At 38.1% G+C, this 21,002-nt stretch carries 14 protein-coding genes; 9 read left to right on the top strand and 5 right to left on the bottom strand.

Annotated elements, in window-relative coordinates; genetic code table 11:
* Nucleotides 1-5 precede the first annotated feature (5 nt).
* From H7A25_24235 to H7A25_24225, 3 genes are read left to right on the top strand one after another with little or no spacing between them, the layout of a single operon-like run.
* Complete coding sequence (locus tag H7A25_24235) at nucleotides 6-290, top strand: late competence development ComFB family protein (GenBank protein ID MCP5503032.1); 285 nt, start codon at nucleotides 6-8, stop codon at nucleotides 288-290.
* Between the two features lie 16 nt (nucleotides 291-306).
* Nucleotides 307-1,035, top strand: a complete 729-nt coding sequence (locus tag H7A25_24230) for a hypothetical protein (GenBank protein ID MCP5503031.1) — start codon at nucleotides 307-309, stop codon at nucleotides 1,033-1,035.
* A 2-nt stretch (nucleotides 1,036-1,037) separates the two neighbouring features.
* Nucleotides 1,038-2,165, top strand: coding sequence for a glycosyltransferase family 2 protein (locus tag H7A25_24225; protein ID MCP5503030.1), 1,128 nt, complete (start codon nucleotides 1,038-1,040; stop codon nucleotides 2,163-2,165).
* Here the strand turns inward: H7A25_24225 and H7A25_24220 are convergent.
* Nucleotides 2,162-4,897 (bottom strand): TonB-dependent receptor, encoded by a 2,736-nt coding sequence (locus H7A25_24220; GenBank protein ID MCP5503029.1) that lies wholly within the window; start codon nucleotides 4,895-4,897, stop codon nucleotides 2,162-2,164. The genes H7A25_24225 and H7A25_24220 overlap by 4 nt on opposite strands.
* A 149-nt stretch (nucleotides 4,898-5,046) precedes the next feature.
* Between H7A25_24220 and H7A25_24215 the strand changes: the two genes are divergently transcribed.
* From H7A25_24215 to H7A25_24205, 3 genes are all read left to right on the top strand, one after another.
* The gene (locus tag H7A25_24215) at nucleotides 5,047-5,469 is read left to right on the top strand and encodes a SufE family protein (protein ID MCP5503028.1); all 423 of its coding nucleotides are present in this window, start codon (nucleotides 5,047-5,049) and stop codon (nucleotides 5,467-5,469) included.
* Between the two features lie 242 nt (nucleotides 5,470-5,711).
* Nucleotides 5,712-6,398 (top strand): GTP cyclohydrolase I FolE, encoded by a 687-nt coding sequence (folE, locus tag H7A25_24210; GenBank protein ID MCP5503027.1) that lies wholly within the window; start codon nucleotides 5,712-5,714, stop codon nucleotides 6,396-6,398.
* A gap of 278 nt (nucleotides 6,399-6,676) precedes the next feature.
* Nucleotides 6,677-8,665: an RNA-directed DNA polymerase gene (locus H7A25_24205; protein ID MCP5503026.1), complete on the top strand. Its 1,989-nt coding sequence runs from the start codon at nucleotides 6,677-6,679 to the stop codon at nucleotides 8,663-8,665.
* A gap of 12 nt (nucleotides 8,666-8,677) precedes the next feature.
* On the opposite strand, the gene H7A25_24200 is transcribed toward H7A25_24205, so the two are convergent.
* Nucleotides 8,678-9,517 carry an MBL fold metallo-hydrolase gene (locus tag H7A25_24200; protein ID MCP5503025.1) on the bottom strand — a complete coding sequence of 280 codons (840 nt, stop codon included), beginning with the start codon at nucleotides 9,515-9,517 and terminating at the stop codon, nucleotides 8,678-8,680.
* Nucleotides 9,518-9,660: 143 nt separating this feature from the next.
* On the opposite strand from H7A25_24200, the gene lon reads away from it, so the two are divergent.
* Nucleotides 9,661-12,054: an endopeptidase La gene (lon, locus tag H7A25_24195; GenBank protein MCP5503024.1), complete on the top strand. Its 2,394-nt coding sequence runs from the start codon at nucleotides 9,661-9,663 to the stop codon at nucleotides 12,052-12,054.
* Nucleotides 12,055-12,064: 10 nt separating this feature from the next.
* Nucleotides 12,065-13,177: a DegT/DnrJ/EryC1/StrS family aminotransferase gene (locus H7A25_24190; GenBank protein ID MCP5503023.1), complete on the top strand. Its 1,113-nt coding sequence runs from the start codon at nucleotides 12,065-12,067 to the stop codon at nucleotides 13,175-13,177.
* Between the two features lie 63 nt (nucleotides 13,178-13,240).
* On the opposite strand, the gene H7A25_24185 is transcribed toward H7A25_24190, so the two are convergent.
* Nucleotides 13,241-14,347 (bottom strand): hybrid sensor histidine kinase/response regulator, encoded by a 1,107-nt coding sequence (locus H7A25_24185; GenBank protein MCP5503022.1) that lies wholly within the window; start codon nucleotides 14,345-14,347, stop codon nucleotides 13,241-13,243.
* 63 nt (nucleotides 14,348-14,410) lie between these two features.
* Complete coding sequence (ileS, locus tag H7A25_24180; GenBank protein MCP5503021.1) at nucleotides 14,411-17,155, bottom strand: isoleucine--tRNA ligase; 2,745 nt, start codon at nucleotides 17,153-17,155, stop codon at nucleotides 14,411-14,413.
* A 212-nt stretch (nucleotides 17,156-17,367) separates the two neighbouring features.
* Between ileS and H7A25_24175 the strand changes: the two genes are divergently transcribed.
* On the top strand, nucleotides 17,368-19,374 hold the full coding sequence (locus H7A25_24175) for an O-antigen ligase family protein (protein MCP5503020.1): 2,007 nt from the start codon (nucleotides 17,368-17,370) through the stop codon (nucleotides 19,372-19,374).
* Between the two features lie 358 nt (nucleotides 19,375-19,732).
* Here H7A25_24175 and H7A25_24170 read toward each other — a convergent pair whose 3' ends face one another.
* Nucleotides 19,733-19,936: a hypothetical protein gene (locus tag H7A25_24170; GenBank protein MCP5503019.1), complete on the bottom strand. Its 204-nt coding sequence runs from the start codon at nucleotides 19,934-19,936 to the stop codon at nucleotides 19,733-19,735.
* Nucleotides 19,937-21,002 lie beyond the last annotated feature (1,066 nt).

Raw genomic sequence — 21,002 nt, 5'->3', positions numbered from 1 at the left:
ATATCATGAGTGAAAAAAATACAATTAAACTTAAAAGCTGGACACGGGAAATTCGTAATTCCGTTGAAAAAGACCTAAAAGAAGAGCTTAAGATTGTTATCATGGAGCATCCGGAATGGGGTTGGGAGCAACTAAGCCTTCAGGATGTATATGCCTGTGCTATAAACCAATTACCTCCTATCTATGTTATAGGAGATGAAGAACCACCCGTAAAACTCAGCCGGGGAGAAATCAAAGATGCAATTCTTTTTGCCATGAAACGAATCGAAGAGCATCCTATGCATATTTGATGCAAAGAGGAAATGTATGAAACAACTGCTATATTTAGTTTTACTTATTCTTTTTTCTTTTATCTCCTGTTCCTCCAGTGACAGTAACAAAATTGAACTTCAGGTACCGGAACTTCTGAATATCCTGAGTCCGGATGATGCAGTTATCTACTTAAGTACCCGAGAAATCGATTCCGATCTGACTCCGAATTGTGGAACAGCAACTCCTACAACAGCCCTGTCCACCGGTACAACAACGACCACTACCACAACAAGTAGCAGTAGTGGTGACGTTAGCCGCTATACAATTTATAGCCAATTAATTATGAAGCAAACGAAAGAAGTTCTAACTTTAAAGTTTATTTATGATCTCAACCAGTTTCAGGGTTCTATTGATTCCCAGCAGGGTTTTATTTTTTCCAGTGACTTATTTCAAAGAACCATTATTGGAAAACAGGGAACTGTAAAATGGAATAGCCAGGGAGTTGGTTATATTGATTCTTCCAATACCGGTCTCCAGACTCTTTCTTATTTTGACCTTGAGTTAAATCTTACCGGATCTTATTCCAGTACAGCGAGTTCTACTACTACTCCTGTGGAATGTTATACGGTAGATGGAATTTATTGCACGAGTACAGTTTCTACAAATAAATGTTATACCAGTGATGCAGTTAAATGTATCTCCAGCGGAACTACTTCAGGAGATGTATCGGTTTCTATTATTGGAAAATTAAAATGTAACGCTCAAAATGTGGTACCAAATTAAGTATGGCTGATTTTTCCCTGATTATACCTACCTTTAACGAAAAAGATAATATCTGTATCCTGATACCAAAATTAAAGGAACTTTTCATTCAAAACTCCATTTCCTATGAAATTATCGTCGTAGATGACGATTCTCCGGATCTTACCTGGAAAATTGCACGGGACAAATTTGAAGATGACATTTCGGTTCGAGTGATTCGTCGGGTCGGAAAGAAGGGCTTAAGCTCTGCTGTAATCGATGGAATGTCTGTAGCTCGCGGAAAATATCTGGGTGTAATAGACGCAGACATGCAACATGATGAATCTATTCTTCCGAGGATGTTAAAGGAAATGGAAGAATATGAAGTTGTGATCGGAAGTCGGAAAGTTGAAGATGGAGGATACGGAGAGTGGGGCTTTATTCGAAAAATGATGAGTAAGGGTGCCACTTTAGTTGCCAAAATTTTTCTTCCTATCCCGGTTAAAGATCCCATGTCCGGTTTTTTTATCGTAAGAAAAGAACTTTTTGATGAACTGGTCTCTTCTATAAACCCCCGAGGTTTTAAAATTCTTCTGGAATTTATCGGTCGAAAGAAACAGGTAAAAGCGAAAGAAGTAGGTTATGTATTTAGAACCAGGCAATACGGAACAACGAAGATGTCGTCTTCTGTTATTCAGAATTATCTGGCTGCTCTATACGATATACGCTTTGGAAAGTATATTTCTTTAACCTTTCTTGTTTATGCTTTTGTAGGTCTTATCGGTCTTGCCATTAATTTTTCTATTCGCAAAACCTCTGCATTCGTTTTCGCTGACGAACAGAATCAGAGTCCCTTAAGCATTCCGGTTTTAAGCGGTTTTATTGCCAGTTTGTTTAGCAATTATATCCTGAACAATATCTGGACATTCAAGCAATTCAGGATCTCAGGTGTCCTGCAACAAATTAAAGGATTTATTACATTTTCCTTAATTTCCGTTTTGGGTCTACTTATTCAGCTTTCGGTATGGAACTTTCTATTACAAATACATAATATTACCTTTATGAATCCTGCAGAAAACTGGCTCAGCTACTTTTACAATTTTGTTGGAATTGTAGTCGCTACTGCCAGTAATTACTACCTGAATAAAAATATAACCTGGGAGCATAATTAGAAGCTCCCTTTAAGCTCAATGAGAAAGCGCCTGCCTTCTCTCAGGTAATCGAAGGGATAATTATTATTCTTTATTAGCTTCTGGCTGGTATTAAATAGATTAGAAAAATATATTCCTGCCTGCAAGTTTTTCGTAATATCATAGGAAAACCGCAGGCTGGCATCTATCCAGGAGGGGACGGTTCTGGGCCTGTATACCGGATACATATTGGGATCATTGAGAAGAATTCCTGTTAAGGGTTCTATTTGTCCGAGATCACTATTCCTTCTATAGACTTTTCCCTGGTAATGAAGACTAAAGCCGGTATGGAAATTTAAAATTTTCCAGAGCACCCCTGCATTACCCGTGTATACCGGAGACCATGTAACCGAATTATCACTCTTGGAAACAGTATTATCCTGGATCAATTCTCCGATTCTCTTATTGTAGGAATAGTTAATATATCCGGACAACTCTTTGAAATGTAATAGCACTTCAGATTCTACTCCCTGTGTATGAAGTGTATAAATATTTGAACTCAGGTTATTATTTGCTATACTATAAGCTATCTGGTTTTCAAAACGGGTATCAAAGAAGTTCAGTCGAAAGTTGGTGTTCTTTTGCACAAACCAGTCAAGTCCCAGTTCTCTTGTGTGGATTACCTCCGCTTTTAGCTGTCTTGGGTTAGATGCCAGAGTAAAGGTATTCGCACCAAAAAGTTCCGTAATCGATGGTTCACGAAAGGCAGAACCTCCCATAGCTTTGATAGTCAAATTTTTCATGGGGAAAAAGACAAGGCCCAGACGGGGACTTGTTTTACTAAAAACTCTTTTCTCTTCCGGTTTATACGGAAAACTTAAAAATTCAGCATAAGGTTCATCTATTCCTTTGAACTTCGCTACTTTATGGTCATAACGAATTCCCAGGGTTATTTCTACGAATTCATGGAACAATTTTCCGGACACTAACTGGGCAAATATGGCTCCTTTCGGTATTCCCTGATCCTTTATCCATTCTAACCAGGGGCCCTGTTTCCTTATTTCTCCATTATCATAAGGTGGCCAACCATTCGCCGCATCAGCAAGAGCAATGTTGCTGTAGTGATTTTTATCTCCGGAGTAACGAAAAAAACTTCCCTCCAATCCTAAAAGGAAACTTCCTCCGTTTTCTAAAAGATAAGTCCATTGGGCACGGGTAAGAACCTCATAAGCACCTGTTTCCAGATTTTCCCAGATTCCGGAAGGATAGTATTCCTCGTAAGCATTATTTTCCCCGTAACGCATAAACCAATCGATAGTCCTATTTTGTAGACGAACAATGTATTCCTGGTTTAGCTTCTTTTTCTGCTTGTCCTTATAACTGAGAGAAAATGTCTCCATGCTTTCATGCATATTTTCTTTGAGGTCGGGAATTCTCCAGAGCCAGCCATGACCGGTCTCAAAACTCCAGTCCTGCCGGTGATACTGAAAGCCAAAATTTTCAAAAGAATTGTTTCCATCTAATCGGAGAAAAGCATAAGAATTAGAGCGCTTATCTTTTACATCGAATTTCTTATAGTATCCAAAATCATCCAACCTGTAAGATCCATCTTCACTTTTATAATTATTTCCCTCTGTTTTATACTGAGAAAAGCTGGCTACGTACGAAACATATTGAGTGCTGTTCCCGGTAAGAAGTTCATTTATTCGGGTGCCATAATCTCCTCCGCGAAGTCGAAATTTAACTTCTCCTTTTAAGTCTTCCCCTGTATACGTATTGATAGAAACGACACCATTAGTCGCATTCGAACCATACAGGGCAGAACCGGGACCTCGGATAACTTCCAGAGATTTAATGAAATTCATGGGAGTTATTTCCCAGGTATAAGCAGAGCCATATAAGGAATCATTAAATTGCACTCCATCCATCAAGAGCAGTAGATGGTTATTATTCCAACCTTCAAACATCCCTCTCGAACTTACCGTTCTCCTATCATAGTCCATGGAAGGAGCAAAACCCGGTAACTGGTACAGAATTTCATTCAGGCTCAACTTTCCATATTCTTCGATTTCTTCCGGACGAAAAACAGAAACCAAATTCGGTGCTTCATTAGTTCGTTTTGAAATTTTTGTAGCTGATACGGTTACCTGGGATTGGATTAAATCAAAAACAGCATCTCTTTCTTTTTCAATAGACTGTTGTTGATTATTTAGAGGGAGCTTATATTCTTCTATAAGCCTGGTACTGAGAAGATTCTCTTCAAGATTTCCACGGTTTTCTTTTCGGGAAGGATTTGCTTTGAGTTGTTGTATGAGTTTTTTTGTATATTTCTGAATCCTAAGTTTATCCTCTTCCTTGATTTCTTCTTTATCCAGTTTTACTCCTTCGGTAAGAATCATATAGTCCAGAATATTACAGGCGTCGATAATGAATCCATCTTTAACCAGGTAAATCTGGGAAAAGATAGATACATTAGAAGAATCAGGACTTCTCTGGTAATAACCTTCAATGAGTAATTCGAACTGCTCTTCTTTAGCTTTTCTTAGATTCTGAGAGAAGCCTGGGGAATCGGTGCTTGTAACTGTATAGCCTTCTTTTTCCAGTTCCTGTTTTAAAAATTTTTGTATTTTGATTTCAAGTTCAGCTTCTCTGCTCGACTTATAAGCTGCAAATGGAGGAAGAAGAATCGTTTTCAAGCGAACTTGCCCCTCGGCATATATTGAATTTATCAATAACATAATAAACAAGAGAGTAAATGAAGCAAAAGTTCTCATGTAGAGCTCCTTAAGTCTGCTAATAATGACACCTTTGTTAGCAATTTCCAGTAATTTTTTATTGGAAATATTATTTTTCAATAACCGAGTATTGGTAAGAGACACGGAAAACCGCTTTACGAAATAGCTCAGATTGTAATCTTATCCCTGTGAAGAATAGAATCGAGGAAATTCAGGACGAAATTATTGAAGAGTTTTCAGAGTTTGAAGACTGGCAGGAACGGTTTCAATATCTCGTTGAACTCGGAGACGCTCTGCCTCCGTATCCTGAGGAATTTCGGAAGGAAGAATACCTCGTACCGGGCTGCCAATCGAGGGTATGGGTTCACCCACGAATAGAAAACAACAGTTTATTTTTTGATGCAGACAGTGACACCGCTCTAACCAAAGGCTTAATTGCCATTCTCATTCGGGTCTTTTCCGGTCAGGCACCCAAAGAAATTGCCTCTTCTTCCCTGGAGTTCCTGGAAAAAGTAGGTTTGCAAAAATTTCTTTCTATCAGTCGCAGAAATGGTTTAAATTCTATGGTAAACCTTTTAATGAATGCTGCAAAAACCCATAACCATTCCTAATATTATGTCATTTTAATCCTGCTTCAAAGTCACTTTTTATCTCAGAGAGCAGGCGAACCATTGGTGTTCTCCTACGAGAATGAAAAACTCTCAACTTTTTTGAGAGGATACATTCTTTGCGAAAATCGAATCCTATTTCAAGTCTAATCTCCGGTACCTTTTTCAGCTCAAGGAAAAAGGTATTGAAAGCTATTTTGGGAATAAAATAACAGTATGAAAACTATAATAAAAGGTTATAAAATATGATTGAATTGAGTGGAAGCTACTATGATAGTGCGGACGATGATGAAATCGGTGACATGCACTATTCTTCGAATATAGAGACCCCCCTCCGAAAAGATGCGTTCAAAATGAGCGATGAACAAAAAATGCAGGTAATCGAAAAACATTTCAGTAAGATTATGGAAACTCTCGGTCTGGATTTAAAGGATGATAGCCTGAAGGGAACACCGAGGCGAGTTGCTAAAATGTATGTTAAGGAAATTTTTTCAGGCTTAAAACCTGATAATAAACCTTCTATTTCTGTTTTTGAAAATAAGTATCGTTATGCTCAAATGCTTGTTGAGAAAAATATTCTGTTTAACTCCACCTGTGAGCACCATTTTCTTCCCATTACCGGGAAAGCCCAGGTAGCTTATATATCCAGTGGAAAGGTTATAGGTCTTTCTAAAATTAATCGAATTGTAAATTATTATGCTTATCGTCCGCAGGTGCAGGAAAGGATGACTTTACAAATTGCCAATGCACTCAAAGAAGCTTTAGATACAGAAGATGTGGCTGTACTCATAGAAGCAAAACACCTCTGCGTGTCCTCAAGGGGAATTAAAGATTCTGATAGCACAACCTTAACGGTAGAATATTCCGGAAAGTTTCTATATGAAGAAGTTAAAAAAGAATTTCTAAGCTATTTACGCATACCTCAAGTATAAGAGTTAATCATTCTGTCTTCGCCCTGAATCTCTCAGGTTCTCAGAAGATTTGGCAGATAAAATTTAAAAAAGTATCTTGACCGATTTTAAAAGACTTTATATACTAACGAATAGCAGGAATTATTGAATTTTTGGCCTGTTGTTACTGCAGGCTTTTAGACATGGTGGACAAATAGGCGCCGGGAATATGCAAACTGAGCCTATTTGCCGCGGCAAATAGGCTCAGTTTGCATATTCCCGGCTGTTAGAAATTTAGAATAGTTTCCTGCCTTTTTTTTATGGCCAAACATTATCTTAGAGAACTACAGCATATTTATAATTTAAAAATCCTTTCTCAATATTTAGGAAAGGATGAGTATGAATTGCAGAATCTTCTTTATAGAAAAACCTACTCGAGTTTTCTAATTCCTCGAAAAAATGGAAAACACCGGAGCATTAATGCTCCTTCAGATGAGTTAAAATATGTACTGCAAAATCTAAATCGCTTTCTTTCTGCTATCTACAACGAAATGCAGGGACAGGAACATCCGGCCCACGGCTTTACCCTCGGAAAAGGAATTTTAAGCAATGCTAAAATTCATAGCGGAAAAGCTTTTGTTTTAAACCTCGACTTAAAAGATTTTTTCCCTTCTATCAGTCGAAACAGGATAAAAGAAGTATTTTCTTCAGAGCCCTTTATGCTTAAAACAGAAATTGCAGATTACCTTTCCGAACTTGTCACCTACTATGATACACTTCCCCAGGGTTCTCCGGCATCTCCAATTATTAGTAATCTTGTATGTTGGAATTTAGATAAAACTCTTTCTGATTTTGCAAAAAAAAATCTTCTTGTTTATACGCGTTATGCAGATGATCTAAGCTTTTCCTCCAATCAAAAAATTGATACCGAAATCATTAAGCAAATCGAAGACTACATACAGAAAGAGGGTTTTCAGCTAAACACCGATAAAACTAGAATCCAGAATAGAACCGAAAGACAGGTAGTTACGGGTGTAACTGTGAATGTAAAACCCAATGTTTCCCGTAAATTCATAAGAAGGATTCGAGCTATCCTGCATTCCTGGGAGACCCTCGGTTATGAAGAAGCCGATACAATTTTTCAATCCAGCTATAAAAGAAGAAAAGGTGTCTTTAAGGCTCCTTCCTTGAAATATTATCTCATTGGTAATATTGCTTACATCGGTCACATTCGTGGACAGGATGATTCTATATATAATAATTTTTGTATCAAACTTTTCCGACTTTCCGATAGAAAGGTTTTTAAAGGACAGATAGAACGATTTATTCAGAGCTTACAATCAGATATAGACAACCAACAGTTCTCTGAAACCAACTTAGAAAATAGAATTTTTAATTTAGCAAAAAAAGCTTTTGAACCCCACCAGATCCGCTATAATAATATATTAAGAAAATATTATACACTCAGGAAAAAAACAAAGATAAACATTACAAAAGGGAAAAACTATTCCTCCCTTTTTCTTGCTTCTTTAGAAACAAGTCCGGAATTCAAAGAACTTCTTTACGAAAGTGGAAGATTCGGAGATAAGGAATACTATTCCCAGTATATAAAGGAAGCAAAAAGACTAATACGTAATACAAACCTGATTAACTCTCAATTAAAACAAAAACTTTATTCTTTACTTTTTTATAAAATTTGGAATCCTTTTTTAAAGGATTTTGAAACCTTTTCCGGCTCTCATCCTGTATACTCAGAAAAATTTAAGAAGAGTTTTGAATTACTACGAAATGAAATCAAAATAGAGGGAAACTTTGATGAGTATTTTGAAAGTCACTTCAATGAAAAATTGTTTTTCTCTTATGCCAAAAAACCATTAAAGACTTTTCTAAATATTTCCTATTCTCCTTCCTTAGCAGAAGCTACTTTTTTTGTAAACCGTTCAGCCCTCGAAGGCTTTTTGGCTTCTCTATTAAAAAATCTTATTTCCTATGAAAAAGCTTTCCAGAAGCAAATAGGAGAACTAAAGATCTCCTATGCTACCTCTCAGAATCGACATATAATCTATTTACATTTTCCTTCGTTTCCGTCTTCCCGCTCCTCTAAAGAATACCTGAAGGTTTTAACTAAAAATGGCTTATTCTCGAACTGTTTAAAATATTCAGAACAAGAATTTGATTGGCTTATCTCCGGTAAGTTTAGCGATGGATACAAGTATATCAAGAGTAATAAAAATTTTACTCACGGCGATCTCGAAATGTGTTATGCAAGAGAAGGTGGTTTTTGTCACAGTTTAATTTTCCATGAATAGGAAGCCTTTTTTTTAAGGAATAAAACTAATAACTCTTCCCTGCAAACTATCAGGTAGCTTCTTATTTAATAATTCACGAATACCTTTATAAGAATAACGCTTAGAAAAATGTATTAAAACGATAGTTTCATTTTTAAACTCATTTGCATAGGCAATAATTTCGTCAAGGTGGATATGTCCCCATTCTCTTGCATTGGCAATATTTCTTTTGTCATCAAGGTAGGTACACTCCATAAATAAAACCCTGGAAAGAAGAGCTTCTTTGGATTCTAATATTCCCTCAATTCGAGTATCACCGGAAAAGCTCACCAAAGGCGTATACCTTTCTTCGGTTATAGGAATATTCTTTTTCTTTAGTTCTAAAAGTTCTTCTCTCGGAGTTTCAGAATATTCCGGTTTTAATTTATTCACCCTATCAAAAATAGTATAAGCCTGGGAAGGAATTCTGTGAATTGTCGGCCAGGCCATGAAGCTGGTATTTTTTCCGAGGGTATAGTATTTTTTCTGTTCAACCGACTTCAATTCATAGGCATAAGTAAAATCTTCCATCCGGGAATAGAGTTCGATTACTTTTTGCATATTTTCATACATGGCTTCATGAACATAAATTCGGGGAGCTTTTAATTTTCGAAGGGAACGCTGGGAAATGTAATAAGGAATACCGGCACTGTGGTCGAGGTGAGCGTGACTTACAAAAAGATTATTGATATGAGCATAATCAAAGGGTAAAGTTCCAATATCAAATATTATATCTAATTCATTACAAAAAATTGAGGTGCAAATTCCTCCCTCGGAAACTCCCTGAAAATGATTTCCTTTGTAATTAAAAACGGGTCTCTGTTTCTCTTTCATGCCATCTCCGATATGTTATCGTTTTTCTTTTATCGAACAAACTCTTTTAGTTTCAAAGAAAAGCAATTTTATTTGTATTGTTTTTAGGCTTCACTTTGAAATAATTGACCAAAGTAAATACGCTTTAAAAGGCAAAGGTAAGTTTGGCAAAGATAAGTAAAAAGAGAATTCCGGTTCAGGAAGAAGAATACAGAGACTCATTCCCAGACGATCTTTATATCTTACCCGTTAAAGTTCGACCGATTTTTCCGGGAATCATTACCCCTCTCATCGTTCCGGTTGGGTTATTTACGGATATGGTAGAAGAAGCGAATAAAAAAGATGGTTTTATTGGCTTAACACTTCTAAAGGAAGACGAGAGCGATCTTGATGTAAAAGATAATATTTACGAAGTAGGAGTGATTGCCCGGATTCTAAAGAAGATTAATCTTCCGGATGGGGGAATTAACATACTGGTGAACACCCAGCAACGCTTCCGTATTCAAAAAGTTATAACGGAAACTCCCTATCTGCATGTAAAAGTCCGCTATCTTTCTGAAATACTCAAAGGAAGTAAGAACAATTTAAAAGCCCTGATGAGAACTCTTATGATTCTCACCCGGGAACTGGCCCAGAATAACCCTCTTTTTACCGAGGAAATGAAATTAACCCTGGTTAATATGGAAGAACCGAGTCGCATGGCGGATTTTGTAGCTTCTATTTTAAACTTAGAAAAGGAAGAATACCAATCCATTCTGGAAATGGATGATATTATCCAAAAGATTGAAGAAGTCATACTCTATTTAAAAAAAGAAATCGAGCTTATAAGCCTTCAACGAAAAATTAACGACCAGATAAATGATAAGCTCGATAAGCAACAGAGGAATTTCTTCCTTCGGGAGCAGCTAAAGGTCATACAGGGGGAATTAGGTGTCCATGAAGACCGCCCGGAAAAGAAATACAACGATCTATTGGAGCGTTTAATCCATCTCAAGCTCGATGAACAGGTCATTTCCGAGGTAGCCAGAGAGATTGAAAAACTCAACTATGCCGATCCAAACTCCGGTGATTACAATGTAATTCGAAATTATCTGGATATTATCAATTCCCTTCCCTGGGAAAATTCACCTGACAGGAAAATCGATTTAAAATTTGCCGAGAAAATTTTAAACCGTGACCATTATAAACTGGATGATGTAAAGCAAAGGATCCTGGAATATCTTGCTGTAAAAAAGCTGAATCCGGAAAACCACGGGCCGATTCTCTGTCTGGTTGGTCCCCCCGGAGTTGGGAAAACCTCGATAGCCCGCTCCATTGCCGAGAGTCTCGGAAAGAAATTTTTCCGCTTTTCTCTTGGAGGAGTTCGGGATGAAGCAGAAATTAAAGGACACAGAAGAACGTATATTGGCGCCATGCCCGGAAAAATCATTACAGCTCTCAGGCATCTGAAAGAAAAAGATCCGGTTATTCTTTTAGACGAAATAGACAAGCTGAGTATCGGCATCCAGGGAGACCCGGCTTCGGCTCTCTTAGAAGTTCTGGATCCGGAACAAAATAAGCATTTCCGGGATCATTACCTGGACCTGCCCTTTGATCTTTCGAGAGTATTATTTGTAGCAACTGCCAATACTATGGATAGTATTCCCGGTGTTCTGGCAGACAGGATGGATGTAATCCGACTGACCGGTTATATTACCGAAGAAAAAGTAGAAATTTTTAAACGTTTCCTCTGGAAAAAAGTCATGGAAAAAACCGGAATTAAAGACAAAAGAATTCAACTGGACAAACCGGCTATTCTGGAACTGGTGGAGTCTTATTCCAGGGAATCAGGTGTTCGAAGCCTTGAACGCATGACAGATAAAATTGTGCGCAAAGTAGCCTATAAACAGGTTCGAGGGCTTAAATTCGAGAAGACTATCAAAAAAGAGCACTTAGAAGAATACCTCGGAGTCCCGGTTTTTCCCAATGATCGAATGACCAAACCTACTCAACCCGGTATGGCAGTCGGACTCGCCTGGACTAATTATGGAGGAGCTACCCTTCTCATAGAAACCCTTTTTATACGTTCCAAAAATGGAGGAATTTTTCTGACCGGAAAACTGGGAGAGGTTATGGGAGAATCAGCCAATATTGCCCTGAACCATATCAAATACCTGATCGGAGACGGAAACTATTTCGATGAGAGAAAAGTTCATATCCACGTTCCCGATGGTGCCACACCTAAAGACGGGCCGAGCGCCGGTATTACCATGGCAACTGCTATCCTCTCTTTGATTATAGGAAGAATAGTCCCTGCCGGTTTCGGCATGACAGGTGAGCTTACCCTGACCGGTGAGGTTTTACCCATAGGAGGACTGAGAGAAAAACTGGTAGCAGCCCGAAGAGCCGGTCTAAACCGGATTATTTTTCCGAGGGACAATGAGCCAAACCTGAAAGAAGTTCCTTCTTATATAAAAAAAGGCTTACGCTTTTACCCGGTTAGCCGCTTTTCAGAAGTTATCGAGATACTTTTTAAAAAGATAGATTTATCTAAAGAAATACAAAAAACTAAACAGTAAGGACAAGACGATGGGAGTACCCTTCATTGACATTAAACGTTATGAAAACGGTTTTCTGGACAAATGGAACCACAAGGTTGCTGAGATGTCCCAAAATGCAGCTTTTATCGGTGGTATAGAAGTCCAGGAACTGGAAAAAGAATTATCTGCTTATGCGGAAACCCGGTACTGCGTAAGTTGTGCAAACGGAACCGACGCTCTTCAACTCGCTCTGCGCGCTGTAGGTGTTGGTGCCGGAGATAAGGTTTTACTTCCGGATTCTACCTTCTGGGCTACATTTGAATCTGTAGTGAATGTTTCCGCAGAACCCTATACGGTAGATATCAATAAAGAAGATCTGCAAATGGACTTTGAAACCTTTGCAAAAGCAGTAGAAGAGATAAAACCCAAAGCAGCTATACTGGTTCACCTGTATGGTTGGGCTTCTAAAGACCTACAAAAATTCCGAGAGTTATGTACTTCTAAAAATATTCCCCTGATTGAAGATGGGGCTCAGAGTTTCGGAGTAAAAGTCGGTTCTGAATCCATCTATAAAAATGCACATATTGCCACTACATCTTTTTATCCGGCTAAAGTTTTGGGAGCCGCCGGAGATGCAGGAGCTGTATTTACCAATGATGAGTCGCTGGCCAATACAGTCAGAACTCTCGCCAATCACGGTAGAACCACCCATTATGGCCACGGCCTTGTGGGTTGGAATTCACGCCTGGACTCTCTTCAAGCAGCTTTTCTTCGAATCTCCCTAAAAGAGTTCCCGGAAAGGTTGAAATCCAGACAGTACTGGGCGAAAAAATACCAGGAAGAATTACCCAAACTGGGCATTCGGGTCCTGAGCCCACCGGAAGGCATAGAAGAAAATGGATACTGCAACGCCTGTTTATTTTCTCCGGAAGAAAGGACTCGCCTGCAGGATTTACTAAAAGAAAAGGGAATCGGTTCCGGTGTAATTTATCCGGGAGCTATGTCTGCCCAACCGGGTGCCAAAGACTTCTGTAAAAAATCCTTTGATAAGGGAGTCACAAAAGAAATTTGTAGTAGCATACTGAACCTTCCTCTATTTCCGTATATGAGAGAAGATGAATTTCAGGAAGTGATTACAACTCTTAAAGAATTTAAAGCTTAAACTAAAAGATATGCCATTGATTGCCGATCCCTGAGCGGAGCGAAGGGCGGCAACCAATGCCCCTTACTTTTCTGCTTTTTTTAGTTTTAAGGTAAATTTAGTTCCTCTTGGGAAATCCGGTTCATCCTTTTCCTTACTTTCTACGAAAATACTTCCCCCAAATCGTTCTACCAATTTTTTCACCAGCGGAAGCCCGAAACCCGTTCCTCTTTCACCGGAGGTACCGGGTCTTGTCGTTATCTTAGAAATATCAAAAATACTATTTTTTAAAGACTCAGACATTCCGATCCCATAATCTCGAATACTTAATAATAAGTCTCCATCTTCTTCCTTGACTTCACATTCGATCTTTGAATTTATGAAGGAAAATTTAATGGCATTGGATAAAAGGTTATTTAATAAAGAGTGTACAAAACTTACCCTTTCCGCATATATATAGTAGGGGGAATCAATCAGGTTTATAATAGAAACCTGTTTCTTTTCAGAGAGTCTAATCAGTGTAAATATGGATTCATTTATTGCATCTTTTAAAGAGACCTTTTCAAATGATGGTGCATCATCCTTGTCTTCAAGTGCCCGAATCTGTCTGATATAATCAATGAGTTCCGCTCCATTTAAAGCACCTCGCTTAATCCGTTCCAAATTTTCGTCCAGATCCGCCGGATAATTTTGTAAGATTTCTACCGACATGATAATGGAGGTAAAAAAGTTATTCAGATCATGAGAGAGAATATGTAAAAGTTCTTTTTGCTCGGCATTCGAGCGAACCAGGGCATCTTCTTTATGCTTTAAACTTAAATGGGTATGCACACGAGAAAGAAGTTCAGCAGAATTAAAAGGTTTTAACACATAATCGGCAGCACCCAGTTCAAAGCCGCGAACAATGTCTTCGGTTTCTGTTTTTGCCGTGAGGAATATAATGGGAATATTAGCCGTTTCTTCTGCTTTTTTGATTTGTTTACAGACTTCAAAACCATCCATCCCGGGCATCATTACGTCCAGAAGGATCAGATCGGGAACTACGCTTTTCAGACGTTTTAAAGCATCTTCACCGCTCAGGGCTGCATTGATTTGATATTCCTTTCCTTTCAGGACAGACGCCAGAACCTGGATATTCTTAGGATTATCATCAACGAGGAGTATTAATTTTTTTTTATTATCAAGAATCATTTCCCATGCCTCTTAAGCTATACTAATAGAGGCACAGGATAAAAGCAAGAGGATAAAAGAAGTTTAGTGAATTGCTTCCTCGCAGCGTTTACAAAGTTCTTTTTCTTTCGTCATGTCTTCGGTATATCTCCAGCACCTCGGACAGCGCTCTTCTTTTGGAGACACAACATAAACCATTCCCTCTTCTAACTCAAGTTTGGAATGAAATTCCTCCGGGTTTTCTCCGAACGATACCTGGGATACAACATAATAGAAAGATAAGTCTTCAGTAGAAAATCCGGAAAGAAAATTCTCCTTCTTTCTCTCAAATACAAGTTTAGCTTCAAGAGATTTCCCTATTTTCCCTGCCTGTCGGGCCAGCTCCAGGGCTTTTTGAACCGTTTCTTTTGCCTTAAAAACAGGAGATAGTTTCTTTTCAATCTCCGGATTTTTGTAAGGAGCTACATCCTGAAAGGTACTTAGAAAAACAGAATCTTTCTTTCCGTAAGATTTCCAAACTTCTTCCGCCGTGAAACTTAAGATTGGGGAAATATAAACTGTCAGGGTTTCCAGAATAATGGAAAGAACCGTACAGGAAGAACGTCTCGTTTTAGAATCTCTTCTATCACAGTACATCCTATCCCGGATAATCTCAAAATATTCCTGGGACAAATCTACCGTGCAGAAATTCACCAGTTTCTGATAAATTGTATGAAACTGGTAATTCTCATAGGCCGAAGCTAATTCGGTGATAAATGTCGCAAATCGGGAAAGGTAATAGCTATCGATATCCTCTAATTCTGCGATGGGAAGATTATCCTCTTTTTTATGACCATCCAGATTACCCAGTAAATAACGGAAAGTATTTCGAACTTTCCTGTATTGCTCGGACAAAACCTTTAAGGCTTCCGAACCAATGCGGTTATCATCCCGAAAATCCTGAGAAGAAACCCAGAGGCGTAAAACATCCGCTCCGTAAATATCAATTACATCCTTAATCGGATCTACTCCATTTCCGAGAGACTTGGACATAGCCCGGCCTTTCTCGTCCAGAACATAGCCGTGGGTTAGAACATTGGCATAGGGAGGCTTTCCCCTTAGAGCTACGGAAGGCCAGAGACTGGACTGAAACCAACCCCTGTGCTGGTCTGAGCCTTCGAGGTATAAATCAGCCACCGGTTGATTTCCCCTTTCTTCCAGAACTGCGAAGTTGGAAACCCCGGAATCAAACCATACATCCAGAATATCATTTTCTTTTTTTAGAGAAGAAGAGCCACATCTTTCACATTGGGTTCCTTCGGGCAAAAGTTTTGCTTCTTCCCAGTCATACCAGACTTCAATACCTTCTTTTTTTACGAGTCCGGTAAAAAAGTCTATCATTTTGGGAGTTAGCTGGGTATGTCCGCAATCCGCACAGTGAAAGGAAGGAATAGGCACTCCCCAGTTTCTCTGTCTCGAAAGACACCAGTCCGGGCGGTTTTCTACCATAGCTCGGATCCGATTAATACCCCAGTCCGGGATCCATTTTACCGAATCAATGGCTTCTATACATTTTTGTCTCAGGTTATTGTGATCCACCGAAAAAAACCACTGAGGAGTTGCCCTGAAAATAAGAGGCTTTTTACTCCTCCAGCTATGGGGATAGGAGTGTTCAATTTCACTATGATGCAGAAGCTTACCCTTTTCCCGAAGCAATTCCACAATCTTCGGATTGGATGCGAAGATATTCTCTCCTTTCATCAGAGGGAACTCATCGGTAAACTTTCCCCTATCATCTACGGGGCTTAAAAGCTCCAGACCGGCTTTAATCCCGACTTTATAGTCATCCATACCGTGGCCGGGAGCTGTGTGCACACAACCTGTTCCGGCTTCAAGGGTGACATGCTCTCCGAACAGGGGAACGACTTCACGCTCAATAAAAGGGTGAGAAAATTTCATTTTCTCCAGCTCAGAAACCGGAACTGCCCGAACTTTTTGGAATTTTAAGCCTGTTTTTTCCTCGATGGATTCTTTCAGTCCGTCTGCAAAAATCAGGTCTTCATTACCATCTGAGCTATAAACCGAATAGGCAAAATTCCCATTGAAACAGATAGCCAGATTCGCCGGGAGCGTCCAGGGAGTGGTTGTCCAGATAAGACAGGAAAGTGCATTTTCTCCCTTGACCGGAAACTTCACATAAATAGAGGGAGAAACATGGTTTTTATACTCAATTTCCGCTTCCGCATGAGCCGTTCCTAAAGCCACGCACCAGTAAACGGGCTTTTTACCCTTGTAGATATAACCCTCTTTATAGAGCTTTCCGAATATTTCGACAATTTTGGCTTCAAAATCCCGACTCATAGTCAGGTATTTTCGGTTCTTGTCCCAGAGGCAAAGGAAACGACTCAGATCCTTTCCCTGGATTTCTACGTATTGTTCTGCATATTCCCGACATTTTTTCCTGAGTTCGGAAGGTGAGACAGAGGAGGCATCTTTTCCCAGCTTTTTCAAAACCTGAACTTCAATCGGTAAGCCGTGACAATCCCAGCCGGGAATCATATCCGTATAATAACCCTGTAAATGACGAAACTTAACGATGATGTCTTTTAGAACCTTGTTCAGGGAGTGGCCGACATGAAAGTTCCCGTTTGCATAAGGAGGGCCATCATGAAAGACAAAGCTTTTTTTGGGATCCCTGGACGAAAGCATTCTCTGAAAAAGATTCGAATCCTCCCAGTCTTTCACCTGGGGAACTTCCCGTTTTGCGAGGTCTGCTTTCATCGGAAAAGATGTTTTTGGCAGTAAAATAGTATTACTGTAAGAATTTTTGTTCTCTGTTTCACCCTTCATAAGTAGTACCATTCTTTTTTTGGCTCAATTCTCTACAATATAGATTTTATCTTTTAGGTTTTAAAAACCTTTACAAAGAGGGATAAGGTACAAATTCTGGGAAGAACAAGATGGATATCAGGAACCTGAGACAAAAAGGAAACTCTATTTTTTTCGGAGTTTTGAACTTATGTTTTATTGAGAATATGAGTGGAGTCATTCCCTAAGTTCGTATGCTTGTTTTCCTTCAGGTTTCTTTCATCGTATTTCTATTCTTTCATTTCTATCTGGATCTGGAAAGGATAGGTGTTACAAAAGAACTTTTCTGGCCGACTACAGCCATGGCTTCTTTTTTCTTTTATAAAAAGAAAGAAGCTCTCAAAAGCTATAAAGAGCTGATCTTTTATATTGCTTCTATCTATTTAATCTTATATTCTTCCATTAACGGAATGATATATTTACCGGAATCTTTTGTAATCAAACAAAAAATGTACCTTAAGTTTCTCTACTATACTTCTTTCTTTAGTTTTTTATTTTTGGTTCATAAACAAAAAACGAAAAGAATACTTTTTGTTTTTACTCTCCTATCCTCTACCCACATTTTTTTATCCTGGTATTACCTGATTAATTCTACCCGTTCTATTCCTCTTCTGTTATATTCTTTTTTATTTGTAAGTTGTTTTGAACTTCCTAAAAAGTTTAAACTTCGTCCTCTGCATATATTAGCCTTTCTTATTTTTGTATCTTCCATTTTATCTACAGTTTTTTCTGCTAATTTTGCGAGAAGTCTTCCTTCTTTTCTTTATCTTGTTTCGGGACTTGTGATCTTTTATATCCTTTCTTTATTTCAAAATATAAAAGAAAAACGCCTTATTATGGGTTTTATTTTTTTGTATTATTCCCTTTCTATTCTAATATTTCTGGCCTATCTCTTCCAATCCAATACACTATTCCTCTTTCAACGCACCTTTGAAACAAGCATTGGAAGCTTCCAGGTGAACTCTATAGGCTCCATGATTGCTATTAATTTTCCCCTGGTACTTTTTTTTACACTCTTTCAAAAACCTTATAAATTCGTTTACGGTTTCATTTTAATGATCTCCTTAGTTGTGCTTTATTTTACGCACTCAAGGGCTTCTATTCTGGCAATAGGTATAAGTTCGGTTTTTATCCTTTTGCACTTTTTAAAAAATACAAGAATTATTCATCAAAATAAAAAGGCCTTCTTTCTTATCTTGCTTACATTTTTTGCTTTCGGTATTTTTGTTTTTCTCAATGCCAAAAAATCTTCCATGTTTACCGATGTCTCTACTTTAGAAGTTCGGTTTGGAATCTGGGAATATTTTTATAGGATAACCAGCAGGGAAGCTCCTTTTCTTGGTTTCGGACCGGAGAATGAAAGTATTCTTTCTACCTATCCTACAAAGGATTTGTCTCCAAAGGTTTTAAAAATTATCCAGGACTATGTTCAATATTCGGGAGCCAATCCTCATGCGCATAACCTTATATTTCAACTTTTTAATAACTACGGTTTTTTAGGAGTCCTTTCCTATTCCCTCCTGTCTTTATACCTCTCTATCCTTCTTATTAAATCATTCTTAAAAAAGAAAGTATCCGTATTTATACTGATTCCTCTTTCCGCGCTTCTATCTGTATTTATGCAGGAATTATTTGATTATACTATTCCGGATTCTATTATTTTCTATCTTGTTATAGTTCTCCTCGGAATTTTAGCTGCAAGTTACAGAAGTAAGATTATTTATACTGTAACTCTGAGTTTAAATCCTTATGTAAGAAAAATAACCCTAACGGGTTTATTTATATTCATGTTTACATCATTTCTGCTCTCTTATAATTATCAGCTTGCCGACCAGATAGAAAATCTATTTTATAAAGAAATTCAGCATGACAATTTCCATAATTTCCGGTTTCGTGTTCCGCTTGCAGCAAGCCCGAATGTCAAAAAATTCATCCAATTAGATAAAAAGTATCTTCCCCTTCGAGTTGATGAAAAACGAGAATTATTCACCGGTGAAATTTACCTTGAACTTAGCCGCGAGGGCCTACCTTTTCTAAAAAAAGCAGAAGACCGTTTTTTACGTTGTGTAAAATTAAATCCGCGTTCAGCCTTTTGTTATCGAGAACTATCTGAAATTGCCAGAATGAATAAAGAAGAAGAAAAAGCCGGGCAGTTACTGGATAAATACAAAGCCTTAGACCCCTTACACCTCATTAAATAGTTTTTCAACAAAAAATTGAGAAAAAACCGGTACTTAGGGAGAAAGCAAAGCTTGCTCCCGGACTGCAATCATCCTCCTCTCAGTCATCTATCAGCCCTGGAATCAGGTCCGGAATCACCTCCTCTATCACCTCCTCTATCACCTTTGCATTCACCTTTGCATTCACCTTTGTTTCACCTTTTCTGAAAGAAGGGGTGGTAGAAAACTATATTCTACACCTTATTCTGTACCTGATAGATGAATAATAGAAGACTGAAAGAAGAATAGGAGCAAGCCTTAGAGGAACTTTTCCCGAAAATTTTTTTTTAACCTATCCCCTCAAATTTCCCGGAAAACAGGAGAGCCACCGACGACTCGCCTACGATTCAGAAAGATTTCCCTGATTTAAGGTGACAAAATTTCGTAAAATAAGGAATCCCTGAGAAGAGGGAAAAATAGGATTTCTCTCCAAGAAGAAGCAAATTTCCTGATTGGAAACAAAATGCAATTCCTTCGAAAATGCCTTTAAGAAACTCGATACTACCTTTTCCTTAAAATCACTACTTTCATTCATATTTAACATACTATTTTTCTGTATAGTTTTTTATAAAGCAAATTTCTATTTTCGCCTTTCCTTTTTTTGTTGTCCTTTTATAGGGAATGTTATTAAGATGTTAAAATGCAGGATATATTTTGTTTTATCGAGCATATCCGAACCTTTGGAAATAAGGATTAGTTCATAGCAACCGGATATATACTGCACACATGATTAGTTAGAGGGCATGACCCAATATGTTTTTTCTTAAAACGCTTTTTTGATTTTTTTGTTTTACTTCTGTTTTTTTTGAATAAAAAAATTATATCTTGCTGTTTTTGAGTTTTGCTTTTTTGTGTAGAAAGAATTTTTGTAGCAATTGGCCTCTCTGTTCTTGAGTTTTGCTTTCTTGTGTAGAAAGACTTTTGTAGCAATTGGCCATCCGTTTTTGAGTCTTGCTCTTTTGTATAGAAAGATTTTTTGTAGCTATTGGTCTTTCCGTTCTTGAGTCTTGCTCTTTTGTGTAGAAAGATTTTTTGTAGCTATTGGTCTTTCCGTTCTTGAGTCTTGCTCTTTTGTGTAGAAAGACTTTTTGTAGCAATTGGCTTTCCGTCCTTGAGTTTTACTTTCTTGTGTAGAAAGACTTTTTGTAGCAATTGGCCATCCGTTTTTGAGTTTTACTTTCTTGTGTAGAAAGACTTTTTGTAGCAATTGGCCATCCGTTTTTGAGATTTGCTTTTTTGTGTAGAAAGACTTTTGTAGCTATTGGTCTTTCCGTTTTTGAGATTTGCTCTTCTGTGTAGAATGATTCTTTATAGATTGAATTTTTAGTTTATGTTTTTTTCTTTATTAAATAAATATTTTTGTTGATTTGTATGAGTGTTTTTTTTATTTTTAATTTTGTGGGTATTTGAGATGTTTTTTAATCTTGCTGTAGAAGGGTCACACCCTCTAACAGGAGCATGATGAGCTGCGAGCCAACGAAATGATGTTGGCTTCTTGGGCTTCGCCACATTTTGGTTCAGTCATGAATCCTTGCATACTGACGCAAGATTCACGCCTTCCCAAAACGTCGTCCACGCTGCAACGTTAGCGGTCATTGTAGAAAAACGCA

Source organism: Leptospiraceae bacterium (genome assembly GCA_024233835.1).
Lineage (GTDB): Bacteria > Spirochaetota > Leptospiria > Leptospirales > Leptospiraceae > JACKPC01.
This window is presented reverse-complemented; position numbering and strand designations above follow the sequence as displayed.

Bases quoted from the DNA above. Each gene is read 5' to 3' on its own strand.
- H7A25_24235 (MCP5503032.1), top strand. From the start codon at position 6: ATGAGTGAAAAAAATACAATTAAACTTAAAAGCTGGACACGGGAAATT.
- H7A25_24230 (MCP5503031.1), top strand. From the start codon at position 307: ATGAAACAACTGCTATATTTAGTTTTACTTATTCTTTTTTCTTTTATC.
- H7A25_24225 (MCP5503030.1), top strand. From the start codon at position 1,038: ATGGCTGATTTTTCCCTGATTATACCTACCTTTAACGAAAAAGATAAT.
- H7A25_24220 (MCP5503029.1), bottom strand. From the start codon at position 4,897: ATGAGAACTTTTGCTTCATTTACTCTCTTGTTTATTATGTTATTGATA.
- folE (MCP5503027.1), top strand. From the start codon at position 5,712: ATGATTGAATTGAGTGGAAGCTACTATGATAGTGCGGACGATGATGAA.
- H7A25_24205 (MCP5503026.1), top strand. From the start codon at position 6,677: ATGGCCAAACATTATCTTAGAGAACTACAGCATATTTATAATTTAAAA.
- H7A25_24200 (MCP5503025.1), bottom strand. From the start codon at position 9,517: ATGAAAGAGAAACAGAGACCCGTTTTTAATTACAAAGGAAATCATTTT.
- H7A25_24190 (MCP5503023.1), top strand. From the start codon at position 12,065: ATGGGAGTACCCTTCATTGACATTAAACGTTATGAAAACGGTTTTCTG.
- H7A25_24185 (MCP5503022.1), bottom strand. From the start codon at position 14,347: ATGATTCTTGATAATAAAAAAAAATTAATACTCCTCGTTGATGATAAT.
- ileS (MCP5503021.1), bottom strand. From the start codon at position 17,155: ATGAAGGGTGAAACAGAGAACAAAAATTCTTACAGTAATACTATTTTA.
- H7A25_24175 (MCP5503020.1), top strand. From the start codon at position 17,368: ATGCTTGTTTTCCTTCAGGTTTCTTTCATCGTATTTCTATTCTTTCAT.
- H7A25_24170 (MCP5503019.1), bottom strand. From the start codon at position 19,936: ATGTTAAATATGAATGAAAGTAGTGATTTTAAGGAAAAGGTAGTATCG.